15 protein-coding genes are annotated in these 16,078 nt (G+C 65.2%); 3 read left to right on the top strand and 12 right to left on the bottom strand.

Features of this window, described 5'->3' with window-relative positions; all coding sequences use genetic code 11:
• The first annotated feature begins 24 nt into the window (after nt 1–24).
• Nucleotides 25–1,446, top strand: coding sequence for a glutamate--tRNA ligase (gltX, locus tag ACVIW0_RS18040; RefSeq protein ID WP_461353529.1), 1,422 nt, complete (start codon nt 25–27; stop codon nt 1,444–1,446).
• A gap of 160 nt (nt 1,447–1,606) precedes the next feature.
• Entirely contained in the window at nt 1,607–2,908 is a 1,302-nt protein-coding gene (gltA, locus tag ACVIW0_RS18035) for a citrate synthase (RefSeq protein ID WP_461353528.1), read from the top strand.
• Between the two features lie 135 nt (nt 2,909–3,043).
• Here gltA and lpxB read toward each other — a convergent pair whose 3' ends face one another.
• Genes lpxB through lpxA form a run of 3 tightly spaced genes read right to left on the bottom strand, consistent with a single transcriptional unit; the run spans nt 3,044 to nt 5,893 of the window.
• Nucleotides 3,044–4,222, bottom strand: a complete 1,179-nt coding sequence (gene lpxB / locus ACVIW0_RS18030) for a lipid-A-disaccharide synthase (RefSeq protein ID WP_461353527.1) — start codon at nt 4,220–4,222, stop codon at nt 3,044–3,046.
• A complete protein-coding gene (locus ACVIW0_RS18025; RefSeq protein ID WP_461353526.1) occupies nt 4,222–5,079 on the bottom strand; it encodes an LpxI family protein in 858 nt (285 codons plus the stop codon). Before ACVIW0_RS18025 ends, lpxB begins: the two co-directional genes overlap by 1 nt.
• A 19-nt stretch (nt 5,080–5,098) precedes the next feature.
• On the bottom strand, nt 5,099–5,893 hold the full coding sequence (gene lpxA / locus ACVIW0_RS18020; RefSeq protein ID WP_461353525.1) for an acyl-ACP--UDP-N-acetylglucosamine O-acyltransferase: 795 nt from the start codon (nt 5,891–5,893) through the stop codon (nt 5,099–5,101).
• A gap of 134 nt (nt 5,894–6,027) precedes the next feature.
• Between lpxA and ACVIW0_RS18015 the strand changes: the two genes are divergently transcribed.
• Nucleotides 6,028–6,351 (top strand): KTSC domain-containing protein, encoded by a 324-nt coding sequence (locus ACVIW0_RS18015; protein ID WP_461353524.1) that lies wholly within the window; start codon nt 6,028–6,030, stop codon nt 6,349–6,351.
• Nucleotides 6,352–6,363: 12 nt separating this feature from the next.
• On the opposite strand, the gene fabZ is transcribed toward ACVIW0_RS18015, so the two are convergent.
• The 9 genes from fabZ to pyrH all read right to left on the bottom strand — a co-directional run bounded on the left by fabZ (nt 6,364) and on the right by pyrH (nt 16,055).
• Entirely contained in the window at nt 6,364–6,822 is a 459-nt protein-coding gene (gene fabZ / locus ACVIW0_RS18010; RefSeq protein WP_461353523.1) for a 3-hydroxyacyl-ACP dehydratase FabZ, read from the bottom strand.
• Complete coding sequence (gene lpxD / locus ACVIW0_RS18005) at nt 6,822–7,883, bottom strand: UDP-3-O-(3-hydroxymyristoyl)glucosamine N-acyltransferase (protein WP_461353522.1); 1,062 nt, start codon at nt 7,881–7,883, stop codon at nt 6,822–6,824. Before lpxD ends, fabZ begins: the two co-directional genes overlap by 1 nt.
• 32 nt (nt 7,884–7,915) lie before the next feature.
• The gene (bamA, locus tag ACVIW0_RS18000) at nt 7,916–10,456 is read right to left on the bottom strand and encodes an outer membrane protein assembly factor BamA (RefSeq protein WP_461353521.1); all 2,541 of its coding nucleotides are present in this window, start codon (nt 10,454–10,456) and stop codon (nt 7,916–7,918) included.
• A 175-nt stretch (nt 10,457–10,631) separates the two neighbouring features.
• Nucleotides 10,632–11,783: an RIP metalloprotease RseP gene (gene rseP / locus ACVIW0_RS17995; RefSeq protein ID WP_461353520.1), complete on the bottom strand. Its 1,152-nt coding sequence runs from the start codon at nt 11,781–11,783 to the stop codon at nt 10,632–10,634.
• A gap of 43 nt (nt 11,784–11,826) precedes the next feature.
• Nucleotides 11,827–13,053, bottom strand: coding sequence for a 1-deoxy-D-xylulose-5-phosphate reductoisomerase (dxr, locus tag ACVIW0_RS17990; protein WP_461353519.1), 1,227 nt, complete (start codon nt 13,051–13,053; stop codon nt 11,827–11,829).
• Between the two features lie 4 nt (nt 13,054–13,057).
• Nucleotides 13,058–13,927, bottom strand: a complete 870-nt coding sequence (locus tag ACVIW0_RS17985) for a phosphatidate cytidylyltransferase (protein ID WP_461353518.1) — start codon at nt 13,925–13,927, stop codon at nt 13,058–13,060.
• Entirely contained in the window at nt 13,924–14,682 is a 759-nt protein-coding gene (locus ACVIW0_RS17980; RefSeq protein WP_461353517.1) for an isoprenyl transferase, read from the bottom strand. The genes ACVIW0_RS17985 and ACVIW0_RS17980 overlap by 4 nt, the downstream gene beginning before the upstream one ends.
• Before the next feature lie 20 nt (nt 14,683–14,702).
• The gene (frr, locus tag ACVIW0_RS17975; protein WP_461353516.1) at nt 14,703–15,266 is read right to left on the bottom strand and encodes a ribosome recycling factor; all 564 of its coding nucleotides are present in this window, start codon (nt 15,264–15,266) and stop codon (nt 14,703–14,705) included.
• A gap of 72 nt (nt 15,267–15,338) precedes the next feature.
• Nucleotides 15,339–16,055: a UMP kinase gene (gene pyrH / locus ACVIW0_RS17970; protein WP_461353515.1), complete on the bottom strand. Its 717-nt coding sequence runs from the start codon at nt 16,053–16,055 to the stop codon at nt 15,339–15,341.
• Nucleotides 16,056–16,078 lie beyond the last annotated feature (23 nt).

Below are 16,078 nucleotides of genomic sequence, written 5' to 3'. Positions count from 1 at the left end.
TCCCAGCATACGTCTCGTTCGATCATGACCAATCCCGTCGTTACCCGTTTCGCCCCCTCACCGACCGGCTTCCTCCATATCGGAGGTGCCCGCACCGCGCTGTTCAACTGGCTCTACGCCAGGAAGCTCGGCGGCAAGATGCTGCTCCGGATCGAGGACACCGACCGCGAACGCTCCACCAAGGAGGCGATCGACGCCATCCTGGACGGCCTGAAGTGGCTGGAGCTCGACTGGGACGGTGACGTCATCTACCAGTTCAGCCGCGCCGCTCGCCATCGTGAGGTCGCCGAGGGCCTGCTTGCCGCCGGGCGGGCCTATTATTGCTACGCCACGCCGGAGGAACTGGCCGCGATGCGCGAGAAAGCGCGCGCCGAGGGCCGCACCCGCCTCTATGACGGCATGTGGCGCGACCGCGATCCGGCGACCGCGCCGTCCGACGTCAAGCCGACCATCCGCCTCAAGGCGCCGCAGACCGGCGAGACCGTGATCGAGGACCAGGTCCAGGGCCGCGTGGTCTGGCAGAACGAGAACCTTGATGACCTCGTCCTGCTGCGCGGTGACGGCACCCCGACCTACATGCTCGCCGTCGTGGTCGACGACCACGACATGGGCGTCACCCACATCATCCGCGGCGACGACCACCTGATCAACGCCGCGCGCCAGAAGCAGATCTACGACGCGCTGGAGTGGGAGCTGCCGAGCATGTCCCACATCCCGCTGATCCACGGCCCCGACGGCTCGAAACTGTCGAAGCGGCACGGCGCGCTCGGCGTCGACGCCTACCGCGCGCTGGGCTATCTGCCGGCCGCCTTGCGCAACTACCTCGTCCGGCTCGGCTGGAGCCATGGCGACCAGGAGATCTTCTCGACCCAGGAGATGATCGACGCGTTCGACCTCTCGGGCATCGGCCGCTCGGCGGCGCGGTTCGATTTCGCCAAGCTGGAGAACCTCAACGGGCACTACATCCGGCAGAGCGACGATCAATCCCTCGTGACCCAGTTCGAGCGCGTGCTGGATTATGTTCCTGAAGGCGCCGCGCTAAAGGCCAAGCTCAACGACACGACCCGTGCGCAACTGCTGCGGGCGATGCCGAGCCTGAAGGAGCGCGCCAAGACGCTGCTCGAGCTGATCGCGGGCGCCTACTTCATCTTCGCCGATCGGCCGCTTGAGCTCGATCCGAAGGCGGCGGCGCTGCTCACGCCGGACACGCGCGCGCTGATCGGCCGCCTGCAAACGGCGCTGGAAACCGTCAACGACTGGACGGCAGAAACGACCGAGACCGCCATGCGGAATTTCGCCGAGCAGAACAATCTCAAACTCGGCGCCGTCGCCCAGCCGCTGCGGGTGGCGCTGACCGGACGCACAACGTCGCCGGGAATCTTCGACGTGCTGGCCGTTCTGGGACGCCAGGAGTGCCTCGCCCGCCTCGCCGATCAGGCGGCGTGATCCTGCATGGACCCCCTCCAGGGTCCATCTTGCAGCGCACATTGCAATGAGCTACCCATCCCCAGACGCCTTCTCAATAAGCCGTTCCGCCCCGCCATGGGCCGCAATTTAGCGACTGGGCAAGGTCGGTTTTCGCAACGAATTCATCGGGGATATCGCGATGGACGCAAAATCCAGCAAGACAGCCACACTCACCATCGGCAACAAGAACTACGATTTCCCGATCCTGAGCGGCACGGTTGGGCCTGATGTGATCGACATCGGCAAGCTTTACGGCCAGGCCGGGGTGTTCACTTACGACCCCGGTTTCACCTCGACCGGCAGCTGCCAGTCGAAGATCACCTACATCGACGGCGACGCCGGCATTCTCGAATACCGCGGCTATCCGATCGAGCAGCTCGCCGAGCACGGCGACTTCCTGGAGACCTGCTACCTCCTTCTCCGCGGGGAGCTTCCGACCCCGGCGCAGAAGAAGGAGTTCGACTACATGGTCACGCACCACACCATGGTGCATGAGCAGATGGCCCGCTTCTTCCAGGGCTTCCGCCGCGACGCCCACCCGATGGCGATCATGGTCGCCGCAGTCGGCGCGCTGGCCGCTTTTTATCATGACTCCACCGACATCAACGATGCGAAACAGCGCGAGATCGCCTCGATCCGCATGATTGCGAAGATCCCGACGCTGGCTGCGATGGCCTACAAGTACACGGTCGGCCAGCCCTTCGTGTACCCGAAGAACTCGCTGTCGTTCGCCGAGAACTTCCTCAACATGTGCTTCGCGGTGCCCTGCGAAGACTACAAGATCAATCCGGTGCTCGCCGACGCGCTGGACAAGATCTTCATCCTGCACGCCGACCACGAGCAGAATGCCTCGACCTCGACGGTGCGTATCGCCGGCTCCTCGGGCGCCAACCCGTTCGCCTGCATCGCGGCCGGCATCGCCTGCCTGTGGGGACCGGCACATGGTGGCGCCAACGAGGCCGCACTAGCGATGCTCGCTGACATCGGTACGGTCGACAAGATCCCCGACTTCATCGCCAAGGTGAAGGACAAGAACAGCGAAGTCCGCCTGATGGGCTTTGGTCACCGCGTCTACAAGAACTATGACCCGCGCGCCAAGATCATGCAGAAGATGTGTCACGCGGTGCTCAAGGAGACCGGCCACGGCGACGATCCGATGCTCAAGGTTGCGCTGGAGCTCGAGAAGATCGCGCTGAACGACCCCTACTTCATCGATCGCAAGCTGTACCCGAACGTCGACTTCTATTCGGGCATCACGCTGAAGGCGATGGGCTTCCCGACCTCGATGTTCACCGTGCTGTTCGCGGTCGCCCGCACCGTCGGCTGGATCAGCCAGTGGAGCGAGATGATCGAGGATCCGCAGCAGAAGATCGGCCGTCCGCGCCAGCTCTACACCGGTGTCGCCCGCCGCGACTATGTGGCGATCGACAAGCGCAAGTAAACTGCATCACCGAGAATACCGAGACGGCGCCATCACTCCCGGTGGCGCCGTTTTCGTTTGCCCCGCGCGGCTTGTGTCGGAACGGAGGTCCAGATTTTCGTTTTGGCGCGTTTCCTCCACGCGCCCGAAAACCCTCTATCTCGAACGCCGGTCCATCTCGGCCAGCACGATATCGGCGGCGCGCACGCTTGGCGGCTGGTCGCCGGTCGACATCTTGCCGTCCATCGTGGCGAACGCCACGAGCTGCCGCAGCCGGTCGGGCGAATCCTTGAGCAGGTCGCCCAACGCCGCCGCGAGCTTGTCCGGCGTGCAGTTTTCCTGCAGGTACTCGGGAATGATGTCGCTGCCGATCACGAGATTGGCGAGGATCACCGACGACACCCGGATCGCGCGGCGCAGGATGAACGCTTCGGCGGCGCCGACCCGATAGGCCGTCACCATCGGAACGCCCGACAGCGCGAGCTCCAGCGTCACCGTGCCCGATTTCGCCAGCGCGGCGCGCGCGATACGGAACGCGGCGCGCTTCTCGGTATCGCCCACCGCGATCCGCGGCGCGATCGGCCACGACGCCACGCCCTCGCGCACCATCGCCTCCAGATGCGGCATGGTCGGCAGCACGAGCTCGAACTTCATTCGCTCGCCGAGCGTACCGAGCGCTGCGCCGAACAGCGCCAGATGATGCCTGATCTCGCTGCGCCGGCTTCCCGGCAGAACCAGCAGGACCGGCGGCTGCGCGTCGCGTCGCTTCTGCTCCTCCTCGTTCGGCCGAAGCGAAGCGAGCTGCTCGGTCAGGGGATGGCCGACATAGCTGCAGGGCGGCCCCTGCAGCTTGCGATATTCCTCCGGCTCGAACGGCAGTAGCGCCAGCACGTGGTCGACATAGGCTCGCATCGCGCGTGCCCGGCCCGGCCGCCAGGCCCAGACCGACGGCGACACGTAGTCGACGATCGGAATGCTCGGGTTGCGGGCGCGAACGCGACGGGCGACGCGATGCGTGAAATCGGGGCTGTCGATGATGACCAGCATGTCGGGCGCATCGGCGAGCACGGCATCGGCGGTGCGGCGGATCAACCGCAGGATCTTCGGCAATTGCTTCACGACCGCGGCAAAGCCCATGATGGAGAGCTCCTCGATCGGAAACAGCGGCGTGATGCCCTCGTCGGCCATCGCCCGGCCGCCGACGCCGGAAAACGTCACGGCATCGCCGAGGCGCTGGCGCAGCACCTTCATCAGCGCCGCACCGAGACGGTCGCCGGATTCCTCTGTCGCGATGAGGAAGATCTTGCGGCCGGTCGTGGGACTAGGCGCCTGCATCAGCCGGCCAGTCCGATGACGAACAGCCCTTTGGCGTCAGCAGCCTCGATCAGCGCCTGCGGCTCGGCGGCGAGCGTGTTGCCGGCGATCACCGCGATCCCCGCGATGCCTGCCGCCGCCGCACCCTCGACCGTGCGCGGGCCGATGGTCGGCAGATCGAAGCGCAGATCCTGCTTGCTCTTCGGCGCCTTCACCAGCACGCCGCGGCCGGCCTTGGCGCGGATACGCCCCTCGGCGCGCAGCCGCGCCACGCGCGCGAGCAAACCGTCGGTGCCTTCGATGTCCTCGACCGCAACCACATGGCCGTCGATCACCACGGCCGCCTGGCCGATGTCGAACGGGCCAAGCGCGTCGAGCACGCCGCGGCCGCGCGCGATATCGGCAAGCGCGGACCCGTCCGGCGTCGCGCGCGTCACGGCGCCTTCCGGCATCAGGAGATCGGGCGCGACATCCTTGATGCCGACCATGCGAAAGCCCTGCTGCTCGAGGATGCGGCCGACGCTCGACAGCAGATGATCGTCGCCGCCGCGAAACGCGCGCACGACGTGACCGAGCAAGCGCAGCGTGCCCCAGTCGAGCCGGATCTCCGACAGCGCGGGACGCACCAGGGTGCCGATGAAGATCAGATCACGGCAGCCTTCATCGCGGAACAGCCGCGTCGCCCGCCCGAGCTGGCCGACCGAGATCCAGCGGTGGCGAAACTTCTGCAAACGCGCCGGATCGCAGGCGCCGCGCAGCGCGAACAGCACCGGCGTGATGCCGCGCGCGGCAAGCTGATCGGCAACCGCGAACGGCATGGCGCCGCCGCCGGCGATCACGCCGACCGGCGAGGAAAGCGAGGGAGCCGCTGACGTCATGCTGGCGGCCATCCCCTGCTCATTTGGTATCGGCGGGAAGGCAGAGCGGCCGGTGCTTGCCGCCGTCGATGAAGCTGAGGATCTCCGCGATGGCGGGATCTTCGCTCGCCAGCGGCTGCACCGACGCCAGCCGCTCGGCGAAGACGCCGGGGCCATGGAACAGCTTCTGATAGAACGCGCGCACCACAGAAAGCCGAGCTTTGGTGAACTGGCGCCGCCGCATGCCGATGATGTTGAGGCCCTCGAGCGCCGCGTACTGACCGTTGGCGAGCCCGAACGGGATGATGTCGCCGCGCACGCCGCAGACGCCGCCGATCATCACCTGCGAACCGACGCGGGTGAACTGATGCACCGCCGACAGGCCGCCGATATAGACGAAGTCGCCGATCTCGCAGTGGCCGCCGAGCGTCGCCGAGGTCGCGAAGATCGCGTTGTCGCCGACCATGCAGTCGTGGCCGACATGGCTGTTGTTCATGAAGAAGCCGCGGTCGCCGACGCGGGTTAGCCCGCCGCCCTTGATCGTGCCGACATTCATCGTCACACCCTCGCGGATCGTGCAGGCTTCGCCGACCTCGAGACGGGTCGGCTCGCCGCGATAGCTGAGATCCTGCGGCGGCCCGCCGAGCGCGGCGAACGGCGAGATGACGCAGCCGGCGCCGATCCTGGTGTGCCCGTTGATGGTGACATGCGCGATCAGCTTGCAGTTCTCGCCGAGCACCACATTGGGGCCGATGATGCAGTACGGACCGATCTCGGTGCCGGCCCCGATCACAGCGCCATCCGCAATCCGCGCAGTGGGGTCGATCATGCTCATGCAGTTCAGATCCGGATTCGTTAATGGCGCCAAAGCGCTATGCTGTCGATTGGGCGGTCGTTAGCGCGACTTTGCCCGCCCTGTCCAGTGACGTATCATGACCGCCCGTTGCAAGAGAAGGTCGCAACCATTCCATGGTCCGGGCCGCCACGCTGATCCTCAGCCTGCTCTCTCTGCCGATCGGCCCGGAGACGGTCGATCTCGGCAACAGCACGTCCGTTGATCTCTCGCGCTTCGACTGCCGCGACATCAATCGCAGCACGATCGTGCAGCGGGTCTGCTACAACACGAACGAACGCACGCTGCTGGTCGCGGTCAGGGGCAGCTACCAGCGCTATTGCGGCGTCCCGACCGTGACCTTCGATGCACTGATGAGTGCGCCGTCGATGGGCGTCTACCTCAATCGCGTCTTGCGGATCGCGGGCGCCGACGGCCGATATGACTGCACGAGGTCGTAGCGGCCAGTCGGGTCAATCCGTCAGCATCGCGCCGACATCGGCTTCGGCGACGACCTGGCCGTTGACCTTGGCATCGCCGTGAAACCACCACATCGTCTTGCGGCGGCCGAGCGAGCGCATGTGGTACTCGATGGTGTCGCCGGGTATCACCGGCTTCCTGAACTTGCACTTGTCGATGGTGAGGAAGTACACCGCGCGCGGCTTCGCGGTGCCCTCGACCGACTTGATGCCGATCACGCCGGCGGTCTGCGCCATCGCCTCGATCATCATGACGCCGGGATATACCGGCCGCTCCGGGAAATGTCCCTGGAACGCCGGCTCGTTGAAGGTGACGTTCTTGATGCCGATGCCGCTGTAGTCGGTGCGGATCTTGATCACGCGGTCGATCAGCAGCATCGGAAAACGATGCGGGAGCGTCTTCAGGATATCGTTGATATCCACGAGCTCGAATTTGACCGGTGCCTCCTCCATCACTCCTGTTCCTTGCCTTTGGCTTCATTGTCGCGCACCAGGCGCTCCACCGCGAGAATTTCCCTGAACCACTGCTTGGTCGGCTTGGCGAAATGCCCGCCCCAGCGGCCGTTGGGAGGGATGTCGTCCTTGACCGCGCTCATCGCCGTCACCTGGGCGCCGTCGCCGATCTTGAGGTGGTTGTTGATACCCACCTTGGCGCCGAGCGCGACATTGTCGCCGATGGTCAGGCTGCCGGCGAGCCCGATCTGGGCCGCGAGCAGGCAGTGCCGGCCGATGATCACATTGTGGCCGATCTGGACCTGGTTGTCGATTTTGGTGCCCTCGCCGATCACGGTGTCGCGCAGGGAACCGCGGTCGATGGTCGAGGCGGCGCCGACCTCGACATTGTTCTGGATCACCACGCGGCCGGTCTGCGGTACCTTCACGTGCCCGGCCGGCCCGAAGAAGATGAAGCCGTAGCCGTCCTGGCCGATGTTGCAGCCGGGGTGGATCAGCACGTTGTTGCCGATCAGCGCGAACTGAATGGTGGTCTTGGCGCCGACATTGCAGTCGCGGCCGATCTTGACGTCGGCGCCGATCACCGCGCCGGCACCGATGATGGTGCCCGCGCCGATCTCGACCCGCGGGCCGATCACGACCAAGGGATCGACGATGACGCCGTCCTCGAGACGCGCGGTGGGATCGATGATCGCCGACGGGGCGATACCCTCGGTGTCGAACCAGGATTGCGGCCGCAGCGCGTCGGCATGCCACTCGCGGGCGAGCTCGACGAACGCGAAGAACGGCTTCGCCGCCCGCAGCACCGCCGTGCCCTTCGGCACCTGCGCCTCGAAGCGCGGGCTGACCAGGCAGGCGCCGGCCTTGGTCGCGGCCAGCTGGTCGGCGTATTTGAGATTGTCGAAGAACGCGAGATGCATCGGGCCGGCCTCGTCGAGCGAGGCCAGCCCCCTGATCTGAAGCGCGCCCCGTTCGGGGTCGACCAGTTGCGCCTTCGTCAGCGCGGCAATGTCAGCCAGCGATGACGAAGGAGGACTTTTGAAGAAGCTCGGCTGCGCCATTCCATCCGTCGCAGTCCGGTCGAGCAGCGGTATTAGAACGTCGTACCGCCGCCAAACCGGAATTCTTGCACGCGGTCATACGCACCCTTGGTCAGCGGCACCGCGTAGTCGAAGCGCAGCGGACCAAACGGCGACTGCCAGATCAGGCCGACACCGACCGAGGTACGGACAACCTTGCTGTCGTCATAGCTCAGACCAAGGCAGGTGCCCGGAGACGGCGGGTTGTTGGTCGGCTTGATACAGCCGGGCTGGTTGACTTCGCCGGTCGCCGCCCACGAGGTCGGGCCCTGGTAGTCGTACAGGCCGCCGGCGTCGGCGTAGACCGCGCCCTTGAGCCCGACTTCCTTCGGCAGGAACCAGAACGGCATCTGCAGTTCCGCCGACACGCCCCAGTACTTGGTGCCGCCAATGGCGTCCATCGTGCCATAGGGATTGATGTCACGCGGACCGATGCCGTTCGGCGCGAAGCCGCGGACCAGGTTCGGACCCATCTGGAAGTGATCCAGCATGCGCAGATCCTGGCTGCCCAGCTTGTTCAGGATACCGCCCTGGGCGTGGATCACGCCGACGATGTCGGAGACCAGCGGGGTGTAGTACTTGGCGTCGATCGCGGACTTGATGTAGCTGACGTCGCCGCCGACGCCGGCGAAGTCCTGCTTGAAGTCGACGATCAGGCCGTCGGTCGGGTTCTTGTTGTTGTCGAGCGTGTTGTAGTTGAGCGTATAGCCCAGCGCCGACGTGAGGGTCTTGCCGCCCGCCAGCTCCCTGCGGACCGGCAGCGAGGCTTCGCCGTCGTAGAAGCAGCCAAGACCGTTGGTCGACACCAGGCTGATCCCATTCAAGTTCGCATAGGCCGGGCTCGGATTGAACGCGGGATTCGGCGTGCCATCCGGCAGGAGCGGCACGTTGTTACAGTTGTTCAGCGTCGACGGCAGGGTGATTTCCTGCTGATAGATCGAGTAGCGCAGCTGCAGCGAGAGGTCTTCCCGCAGGCTGAAGCCAAGCCGCGGGCTGAAGCCCAGCGTCTTGGTGCCGTAGGCGATGTAGCTGTTGGAGAGCTGCTGGCGCTGATAGAAGTCAAGGCCAAGCGCGATGCGGTAGTCGAGCAGGTAGGGCTCGACGAACGACAGCGAGTAGCCGCGGGCATACTGGCCGTAGGTCACCGACGCCTTCGCGAACAGGCCGCGGCCGAGCAGGTTGCGCTCGGAGACGCTGACTTCGGCCAGCGCGCCGTCGGTGGTCGAATAGCCGCCCGACACCGAGAAGTCGCCGGTCGATTTCTCCTCGAGATCGACGATCAGGATGACGCGATCGCTGGAGGAGCCCGGCTCGGTGGTGATCTTCACCGTCTTGAAGAAGTCGAGGTTCTTCAGCCGGCGCTCGGCGCGGTCGACCAGCGCGCGGTTGTAGGCGTCGCCCTCAGAGATATCGAATTCGCGGCGGATCACGTAGTCGCGGGTGCGGCTGTTGCCGCGGATGTTGATACGCTCGATATAGGTGCGCGGGCCTTCGTCGATCGCGAACGTGATCGACACCGTGTGATTGTCGAAATTGCGATCGCCGCGCGGCCGCACCACCGCGAAGGCATAGCCGCGGCGGGATGCCTCGATCTGCATTTCCTCGACCGACTTCTCCAGCGCCTCGGCGTTGTAGAGCGAGCCGACATTGACGCGCGAATAGGAGCGCAGCGCGTTCGGATCCAGCGTTGCGATCGACGAACTGAAGTTGACGGACGCGACGCGGTACTGCTGGCCCTCTTCGATCTTGAAGGTAACCAGGAAGCCCTTCTTGTCGGGATCGTATTCGGTCAGCGCGGCCACGACCTGGACGTCGGCATAGCCGTTCTTGAGGTAGAAGCGGCGAATCAGGTCGCGATCGGCCTCGACCCGGTCGGGGTCGTAGACGTCGTTGCCGCCGAGAAAGCTCAGCAGGTTCGATTCGCGGGTCTTGATGACGTCGCGCAGCCGGGACGCCGAATAGGCGTTGTTGCCGATGAACTCGATCGACCGCACGCCGGTCTTCACGCCTTCATTGACCTCGAAGATCAGGTCGACGCGGTTGTTCGGCTGCTCGATGATCTGCGGATTGACCCGCACGTCGTAACGGCCCGAGCGGCGGTAGATTTCAGCGATGCGCAGCGCATCCGACTGGACCATCGGGCGCGAGAAGGTACCGCGCGGCTTGGACTGGACTTCGGCGGTGAGCTGCTCGTCCTTGATCTTCTTGTTGCCCTCGAAGGCAACGCGGCCGATCACCGGGTTCTCGACCACGACCACGACGAGGCGGCCGCCCCGTTGATCGATGTGAACGTCCTGGAACAGGCCGGTCTCGATCAGCGCTTTCAGGCCGTCGTCGATCTGGGCCTGGCCCAGCCGTCCGCCCGGTCCGGGATGGAAGTAGGAGCGGATGGTTTCAAGCTCAACGCGGCGGTTCCCCTCCACCGCGATCGAATCGACAGACTGCGCTTGCGCGGGCGCAGACACAGTTACGGCCGCCAAGGTGGCAGCCACCGGCACGGCGAACATGACCAAGGCGGCGAACAGCCCCCCCCTCACTCGCATTCCAAACATCATGCGCAACGCGCCCTTATCTTAGCAATGCCAGATCGTTCCCCAACGACCCGACAGATTCCCAACCTGCCGCTCAGCTTGTAACCAACTTTGCCAAGGGGGCAAACTTACTACAGCAGAACATTTCCATTTTCATACCAAGACGTTGCCCATCGGCAACGCCACAAAAAAGCCCGCTTCAGGACCCGGCGATCCTGAGGATGTCGTTGTAGGTCGCAAACACCATCAGCATCAGAACCAAACCCAACCCGATTCGGAAACCCACCTCCTGCGTCCGCTCCGAAAGCGGGCGGCCGCGAAGCGCCTCCGCGCTGTAGAACAAGAGGTGTCCGCCATCCAAAAGCGGGATCGGGAACAGGTTCAAGAGGCCGATCGAGACCGACAGGATGGCGCAGAGATTGACCACGAACTGGAATCCGGCGCTGGCGGCCTGCCCCGACAGCTTGGCGATTCCGATAACTCCGCTCACCTCGCCCGGATTGCCGGTCCCGACGAACAGCGATCCCAGGAACTTGAAGGTGCTGGCAATGATGTACCAGACCTGCTCGACGCCGATCTTCAGGGCCTCGAAGACGCCGACCGGGGCGCTGGATGCCTCGCCGACCTGAGCCTTATGCTCGATTCCGAGCACGCCGATTCGGTGGGCATTGCCGAACGGGTCCTTGACCTCCTTCAGCGCCGGCGCCGCCTTGAGCGAAACAATCGCGCCGTCCCGCTTTACCTTGAAGCCAAGTACTGAACCAGCGTTCGAAGCTACGATCCGCTGCATGTCGGCAAAGCTCTGGATCGCGCTGCCGTCGATGTCCACGACGACGTCGCCAACCTTGAAGCCTGCCTTTGCCGCGGCGCTCTCGGCGACCAGGCCGTCAACCCGGGCGATCGTGCTCGGCTTGCCGTAATAGAGCGCCATGCCTGCGAAAATCAGGGCGCCGAGGATGAAATTGGCGACCGGGCCCGCCGCGACGATGGCGGTGCGCCTGCCGACCGATTTGTGATGGAAGCTGCCCTCACGCTCCTCCGCCGTCATGGCGGCGAGCGTCTCGGTCTGCGGCGTCGATGCCTCGCTGTCGTCACCGAAGAACTTGACGTAACCGCCGAGCGGGATCGCCGAGATTTTCCAGCGCGTGCCATGCCGGTCATTGAAGCCGGCAAGCTCCGGTCCAAAGCCCAGCGAGAAGGTCAGAACCTTCACGCCGGCCCAGCGCGCGACCAGGAAATGGCCGAGCTCGTGAAAGAAGACGACGATGGTCAGGACGAACAGGAAAGGAACGATGTAACCCAGGAGCCCATGGCTCAACGCATTGACACTATGAAGAAAATACTCGGGCATCAGATTCCCCTCGACAAGAGCAATCAGGCTCCGTCCCAACCCTCTAGGTTGCCTTTAAGGCAATTTGAGGCAATAGGGCGGCAGCTTTATTTCGCGCGATATGGTCAACGGAAATCGCATCGTCCGCCGAGTGCAGTGGTGGCTGATTCCCGGACCGTATCCAATCGTTCATCGTCGCCTCGACCAGCCGGGCAATCGCGCCGAACTTGATCTTGCCGGCGATGAACGCGGCGACTGCGATCTCGTTCGCGGCGTTGTAGACCGTGGTCGCACCGTGCCCCATCCGCAGCGCCTCGTAAGCCAGCCGCAGCCCCGGGAAGCGCTGGAAGTCCGGCGCCTCGAAGGTGAGCTGCCCGATCTTGGCGAGATCGAGCTTGGCGGACGGGCCGATGACGCGGTCGGGCCAGCCGAGGCAGTGCGCGATCGGGATCCGCATGTCGGGGGTGCCGAGCTGGGCCACCACCGAACGGTCGGAGAACTCGACCATGCCGTGGATGATCGACTGCGGGTGCACCAGCACGTCGATCTCGTCAGGCGTCAACGCGAACAGATAGGACGCCTCGATCACCTCGAGGCCCTTGTTCATCATCGACGCGGAATCGATCGTGATCTTCTGTCCCATGCTCCAGTTGGGATGCTTCAGCGCCTGCTCCAGCGTCGCCTGCTCGATGTCGGCCGGAGCCCAGGTGCGGAACGGGCCGCCGGACGCGGTGATGATCACCCGGGTCAGTTCCTCGCGGTTGCCGGAGGCCAGCGCCTGGAACAGCGCATTGTGCTCGGAGTCCGCCGGCAGGATGCAGGCGCCGGCCTTCTTGGCCCGCTCCATGAAGATGTCGCCGGCGCAGACCAGGCACTCCTTGTTGGCGAGCGCGACGGTGGCGCCGCGATCGACCGCGGCTAGCGCGGGCTTCAGTCCGGCCGCGCCGCTGACCGCCGCCATCACCCAATCCGCCGGCCGCGCCGCGGCCTCAATGATCGCGCTCTCCCCGGCCCCGCATTCGATCCGGGTTCCGGAGAGCGCAGCCTTCAGCTCGGCAAGCTTCGCAGGATCGCCAATCGCGGCGAACCGTGCGCCGAACTCTTTGGCGAGCTTGGCGAGAGCCTCGACATTGCCGTTCGCGGTCAGCGCCTCGACCTGATAGCGGTCGCGGGCGCCACGCAGCAGATCCATCGTGCTGTCGCCGATCGAGCCGGTGGCACCGAGGACGGTCACGGTCCGCACGGCGGATGCCGCCACGGCCTTGTTGTTACGCAACGGAACTGGGCTCATCTCATCACCAAACCATAAGACCGCGGCCGACGCCATCGGCGCCACCACGGAGAAAGCCGAAAATCGCCGCCACAATGACGGCCGCGACAAATCCGTCCAGGCGGTCCAGGAGGCCGCCATGACCGGGAATGACGTGGCTCGAATCCTTCACCCCGAACCGCCGCTTCACCGCGGATTCGAAGAGATCGCCGAGCTGCGAGACCACCGACAGCACGGCGCCGAGCATCAGCAGCGGGCCGGTCGTGCCGATCTCGAAGGCGGCAAAGCCGGCAGCAACCACAAGGCTCGCCACGAAGCCGCCGAGCGCACCGGCCCAGGTCTTCTTCGGACTGACCCGCACCCAGAGCTTCGGCCCGCCGATGCTGCGGCCCGCGAAATAGCCGCCGATATCGGTGACCCACACGACCAGCAGCACGAACATCAGCGCGGCAAAGCCCTTCGCTGGATCGAGACGCAGCAGCACCGATGCAATCTCGGCGGCCGCGGCATAGAGCAATCCCGCAATTGCCCAGCCGCGCCGCACTCCCGACGTCAGCGCGACGGCAACCACACCGACCAGGAGGATGTCCAGGGCCGCATCGATGCGGCCGGCCATCAGGCAAAGTCCGGCAAGCAGCAACGCGAGGGCACCGGGCACCACGACGCGCAGCTCCCGCCCGAGCCCGGTGACGGCAAGCCATTCCACGTACAATCCGACCGCCACCACCGTCACCAGCAGCGACCAGGCGATGCCGCCCAGATAAGCCAGCGCGATCGCGAGCGGCGCCAGCACCAGTGCCGCAACCACGCGCATCATGAGGTTGCGCGACCCTTGCTCACTTGCCGCCGGCGGCTGCTCGCTTGCTGCCGCCGACGCGGCTTCGCCCTCGGTCACGAGCCGGTTTTCGCGGCGAGGCCGCCGAACCGGCGCTCGCGCTTGCCGTATTCCGCAATCGCGCCTTCCAGCGCCGCCTTGTCGAAATCCGGCCAGTGGATCGGCACGAACACCAATTCACTGTAGGCGGCCTGCCACATCAGGAAGTTCGACAGCCGCTGCTCGCCGCTGGTGCGGATGATCAGGTCTGGATCCGGAATATCGGGCGCATCGAGATACTGTCCGAGCGTGTCGGCATCGATGGAGTCGGCGTCGCGCTTGCCTTCCGCGACTTCACGCGCAAGCCGCCGCGCGGCCGTCGCGATCTCCGCACGCGAGCCGTAGTTGAAGGCGACGACGAGGTTGAGCTTGTCGTTGTTCCTGGTCAGCTCCTCGGCCTCGTTGAGCAGCGCGCAGATATCGGCATCGAGACCGTCGCGCTCGCCGATCACGCGCACCCGTACACCGTCACGATGCAGCGTCGCCAGATCGTTGCGGATGAAGCGGCGCAACAGGCCGAACAGATCGCCGATCTCGGTGGCCGGGCGCGACCAATTCTCCGAGCTGAACGAAAAGATCGTGAGGTAGACGATGCCGAGTTCATGGGCGGCACGCACCACGCGGCGCAGCGCCTCGACGCCGCGGCGATGGCCCTCGACGCGCGGCAAGCCGCGCGAAGCGGCCCAGCGCCCGTTGCCGTCCATGATAACAGCCACATGCAACGGACTGCCGGAGCGATCCGGTCCGTCGGTTGCTGGGGCGGCGGCGTTCGACATCGGCTCGTTCCCGGAGGCCTTCAGACCGTCAGGATTTCCTTTTCCTTGGCGGCAAGCAGTTGATCGACTTCGGCGATCACGCTGTCGGTCGCCTTCTGCACCTCGTTCGACAGGCGCTCCTGATCGTCCTCGGATATCTCGTGATTCTTCTCGAGCTTCTTGATGACGTCGAGGCCGTCGCGGCGCACATGGCGGACCGCGACCTTGGCCGCTTCGGCGTATTTGTGCGCCACCTTGACGAGCTCCTTGCGGCGCTCCTCGTTGAGTTCGGGAATCCGCAACCGCAGCACCTGGCCTTCGGTCGCCGGCGACAGGCCGAGGTTGGAGTCGACGATCGCCTTCTCCACCGCCTTGACCATCGTCTTGTCCCAAACCTGCACCGAGAGCAGGCGCGGCTCGGGTACGCTGATGGTCGCAACTTGGTTGAGTGGCATATGCGAGCCGTAAGCCTCGACCTGGACCGGCTCCAGCATGGACGCCGCGGCGCGGCCGGTGCGCAGGCCACCGAGCTCGTGCTTGAGCGATTGTGTGGCGCCCTGCATGCGGCGCTTTACGTCGTTGATGTCAAACCCAGCTGCGGCCATGACGTTCTCCCTTCACTAGAAACCGGCTATCGACGCCCTCGGGTCCGAAGTCCGGACCCGGAGGCGCGGCAATCAGCCGGCGACGACCGTGCCGTGTCCGGACCCGCGCAGAATCGCACCGATCGAACCGGGCTCCGCGATCGAGAACACGATGATAGGCAGCGACGTCTCGCGGGCAAGTGCGAAAGCGGTCGCGTCCATGACCTTGTAGCCGCCGTCGATCGCCTGCGAATGGGTCAGGCGGTCGAAGCGCTTGGCTTTGGGGTCCTTCTTCGGATCGGTGCTGTAGACGCCATCGACATTGGTGGCCTTCAGCACCGCCTGCGCGCCGATCTCGGCCCCGCGCAGCACGGCGGTGGTATCGGTGGTGAAGAACGGATTGCCGGTTCCACCGCCGAGCAGGACGATGCGTCCTTCGGCGAGATATTTGTGCGCCGCAGTACGGGTGAACAGCTCGGAAATCTCCGGCATCACGAAGGCCGACAAGGTCCGCGCCGGGTTGCCCTTGCGCTCGATCGCCGCCTCCAGCGCGAGGCAGTTCATCATCGTGGCGAGCATGCCCATGGTGTCGCCGGTCGGCCGCGATACGCCGCGCGAGGAGACTTCGACGCCGCGGACGATGTTGCCGCCGCCGATCACGACAGCGACCTCGACACCGAGCTTGCGGGCCGCGATCAGGTCGTCGGCGACCCGGTCGACCGTCGGCTGATCGATACCGAAGCCCTGGGAGCCGGCCAGATATTCGCCGGACAGCTTGATCACCACGCGACGATAGATCGGCTCGGCCATGATGCGATCGCTTTCTTGTCCCG

Source organism: Bradyrhizobium sp. USDA 4454, assembly GCF_054822705.1.
Note: the sequence above shows the minus strand (reverse complement) of the source record. Positions and strands in the feature narration are given on the sequence as shown.

Bases quoted from the DNA above. Each gene is read 5' to 3' on its own strand.
- gltX (WP_461353529.1), top strand. From the start codon at position 25: ATGACCAATCCCGTCGTTACCCGTTTCGCCCCCTCACCGACCGGCTTC.
- gltA (WP_461353528.1), top strand. From the start codon at position 1,607: ATGGACGCAAAATCCAGCAAGACAGCCACACTCACCATCGGCAACAAG.
- lpxB (WP_461353527.1), bottom strand. From the start codon at position 4,222: ATGCAGGCGCCTAGTCCCACGACCGGCCGCAAGATCTTCCTCATCGCG.
- ACVIW0_RS18025 (WP_461353526.1), bottom strand. From the start codon at position 5,079: ATGACGTCAGCGGCTCCCTCGCTTTCCTCGCCGGTCGGCGTGATCGCC.
- lpxA (WP_461353525.1), bottom strand. From the start codon at position 5,893: ATGAGCATGATCGACCCCACTGCGCGGATTGCGGATGGCGCTGTGATC.
- ACVIW0_RS18015 (WP_461353524.1), top strand. From the start codon at position 6,028: ATGGTCCGGGCCGCCACGCTGATCCTCAGCCTGCTCTCTCTGCCGATC.
- fabZ (WP_461353523.1), bottom strand. From the start codon at position 6,822: ATGGAGGAGGCACCGGTCAAATTCGAGCTCGTGGATATCAACGATATC.
- lpxD (WP_461353522.1), bottom strand. From the start codon at position 7,883: ATGGCGCAGCCGAGCTTCTTCAAAAGTCCTCCTTCGTCATCGCTGGCT.
- bamA (WP_461353521.1), bottom strand. From the start codon at position 10,456: ATGATGTTTGGAATGCGAGTGAGGGGGGGGCTGTTCGCCGCCTTGGTC.
- rseP (WP_461353520.1), bottom strand. From the start codon at position 11,783: ATGCCCGAGTATTTTCTTCATAGTGTCAATGCGTTGAGCCATGGGCTC.
- dxr (WP_461353519.1), bottom strand. From the start codon at position 13,053: ATGAGCCCAGTTCCGTTGCGTAACAACAAGGCCGTGGCGGCATCCGCC.
- ACVIW0_RS17980 (WP_461353517.1), bottom strand. From the start codon at position 14,682: ATGTCGAACGCCGCCGCCCCAGCAACCGACGGACCGGATCGCTCCGGC.
- frr (WP_461353516.1), bottom strand. From the start codon at position 15,266: ATGGCCGCAGCTGGGTTTGACATCAACGACGTAAAGCGCCGCATGCAG.
- pyrH (WP_461353515.1), bottom strand. From the start codon at position 16,055: ATGGCCGAGCCGATCTATCGTCGCGTGGTGATCAAGCTGTCCGGCGAA.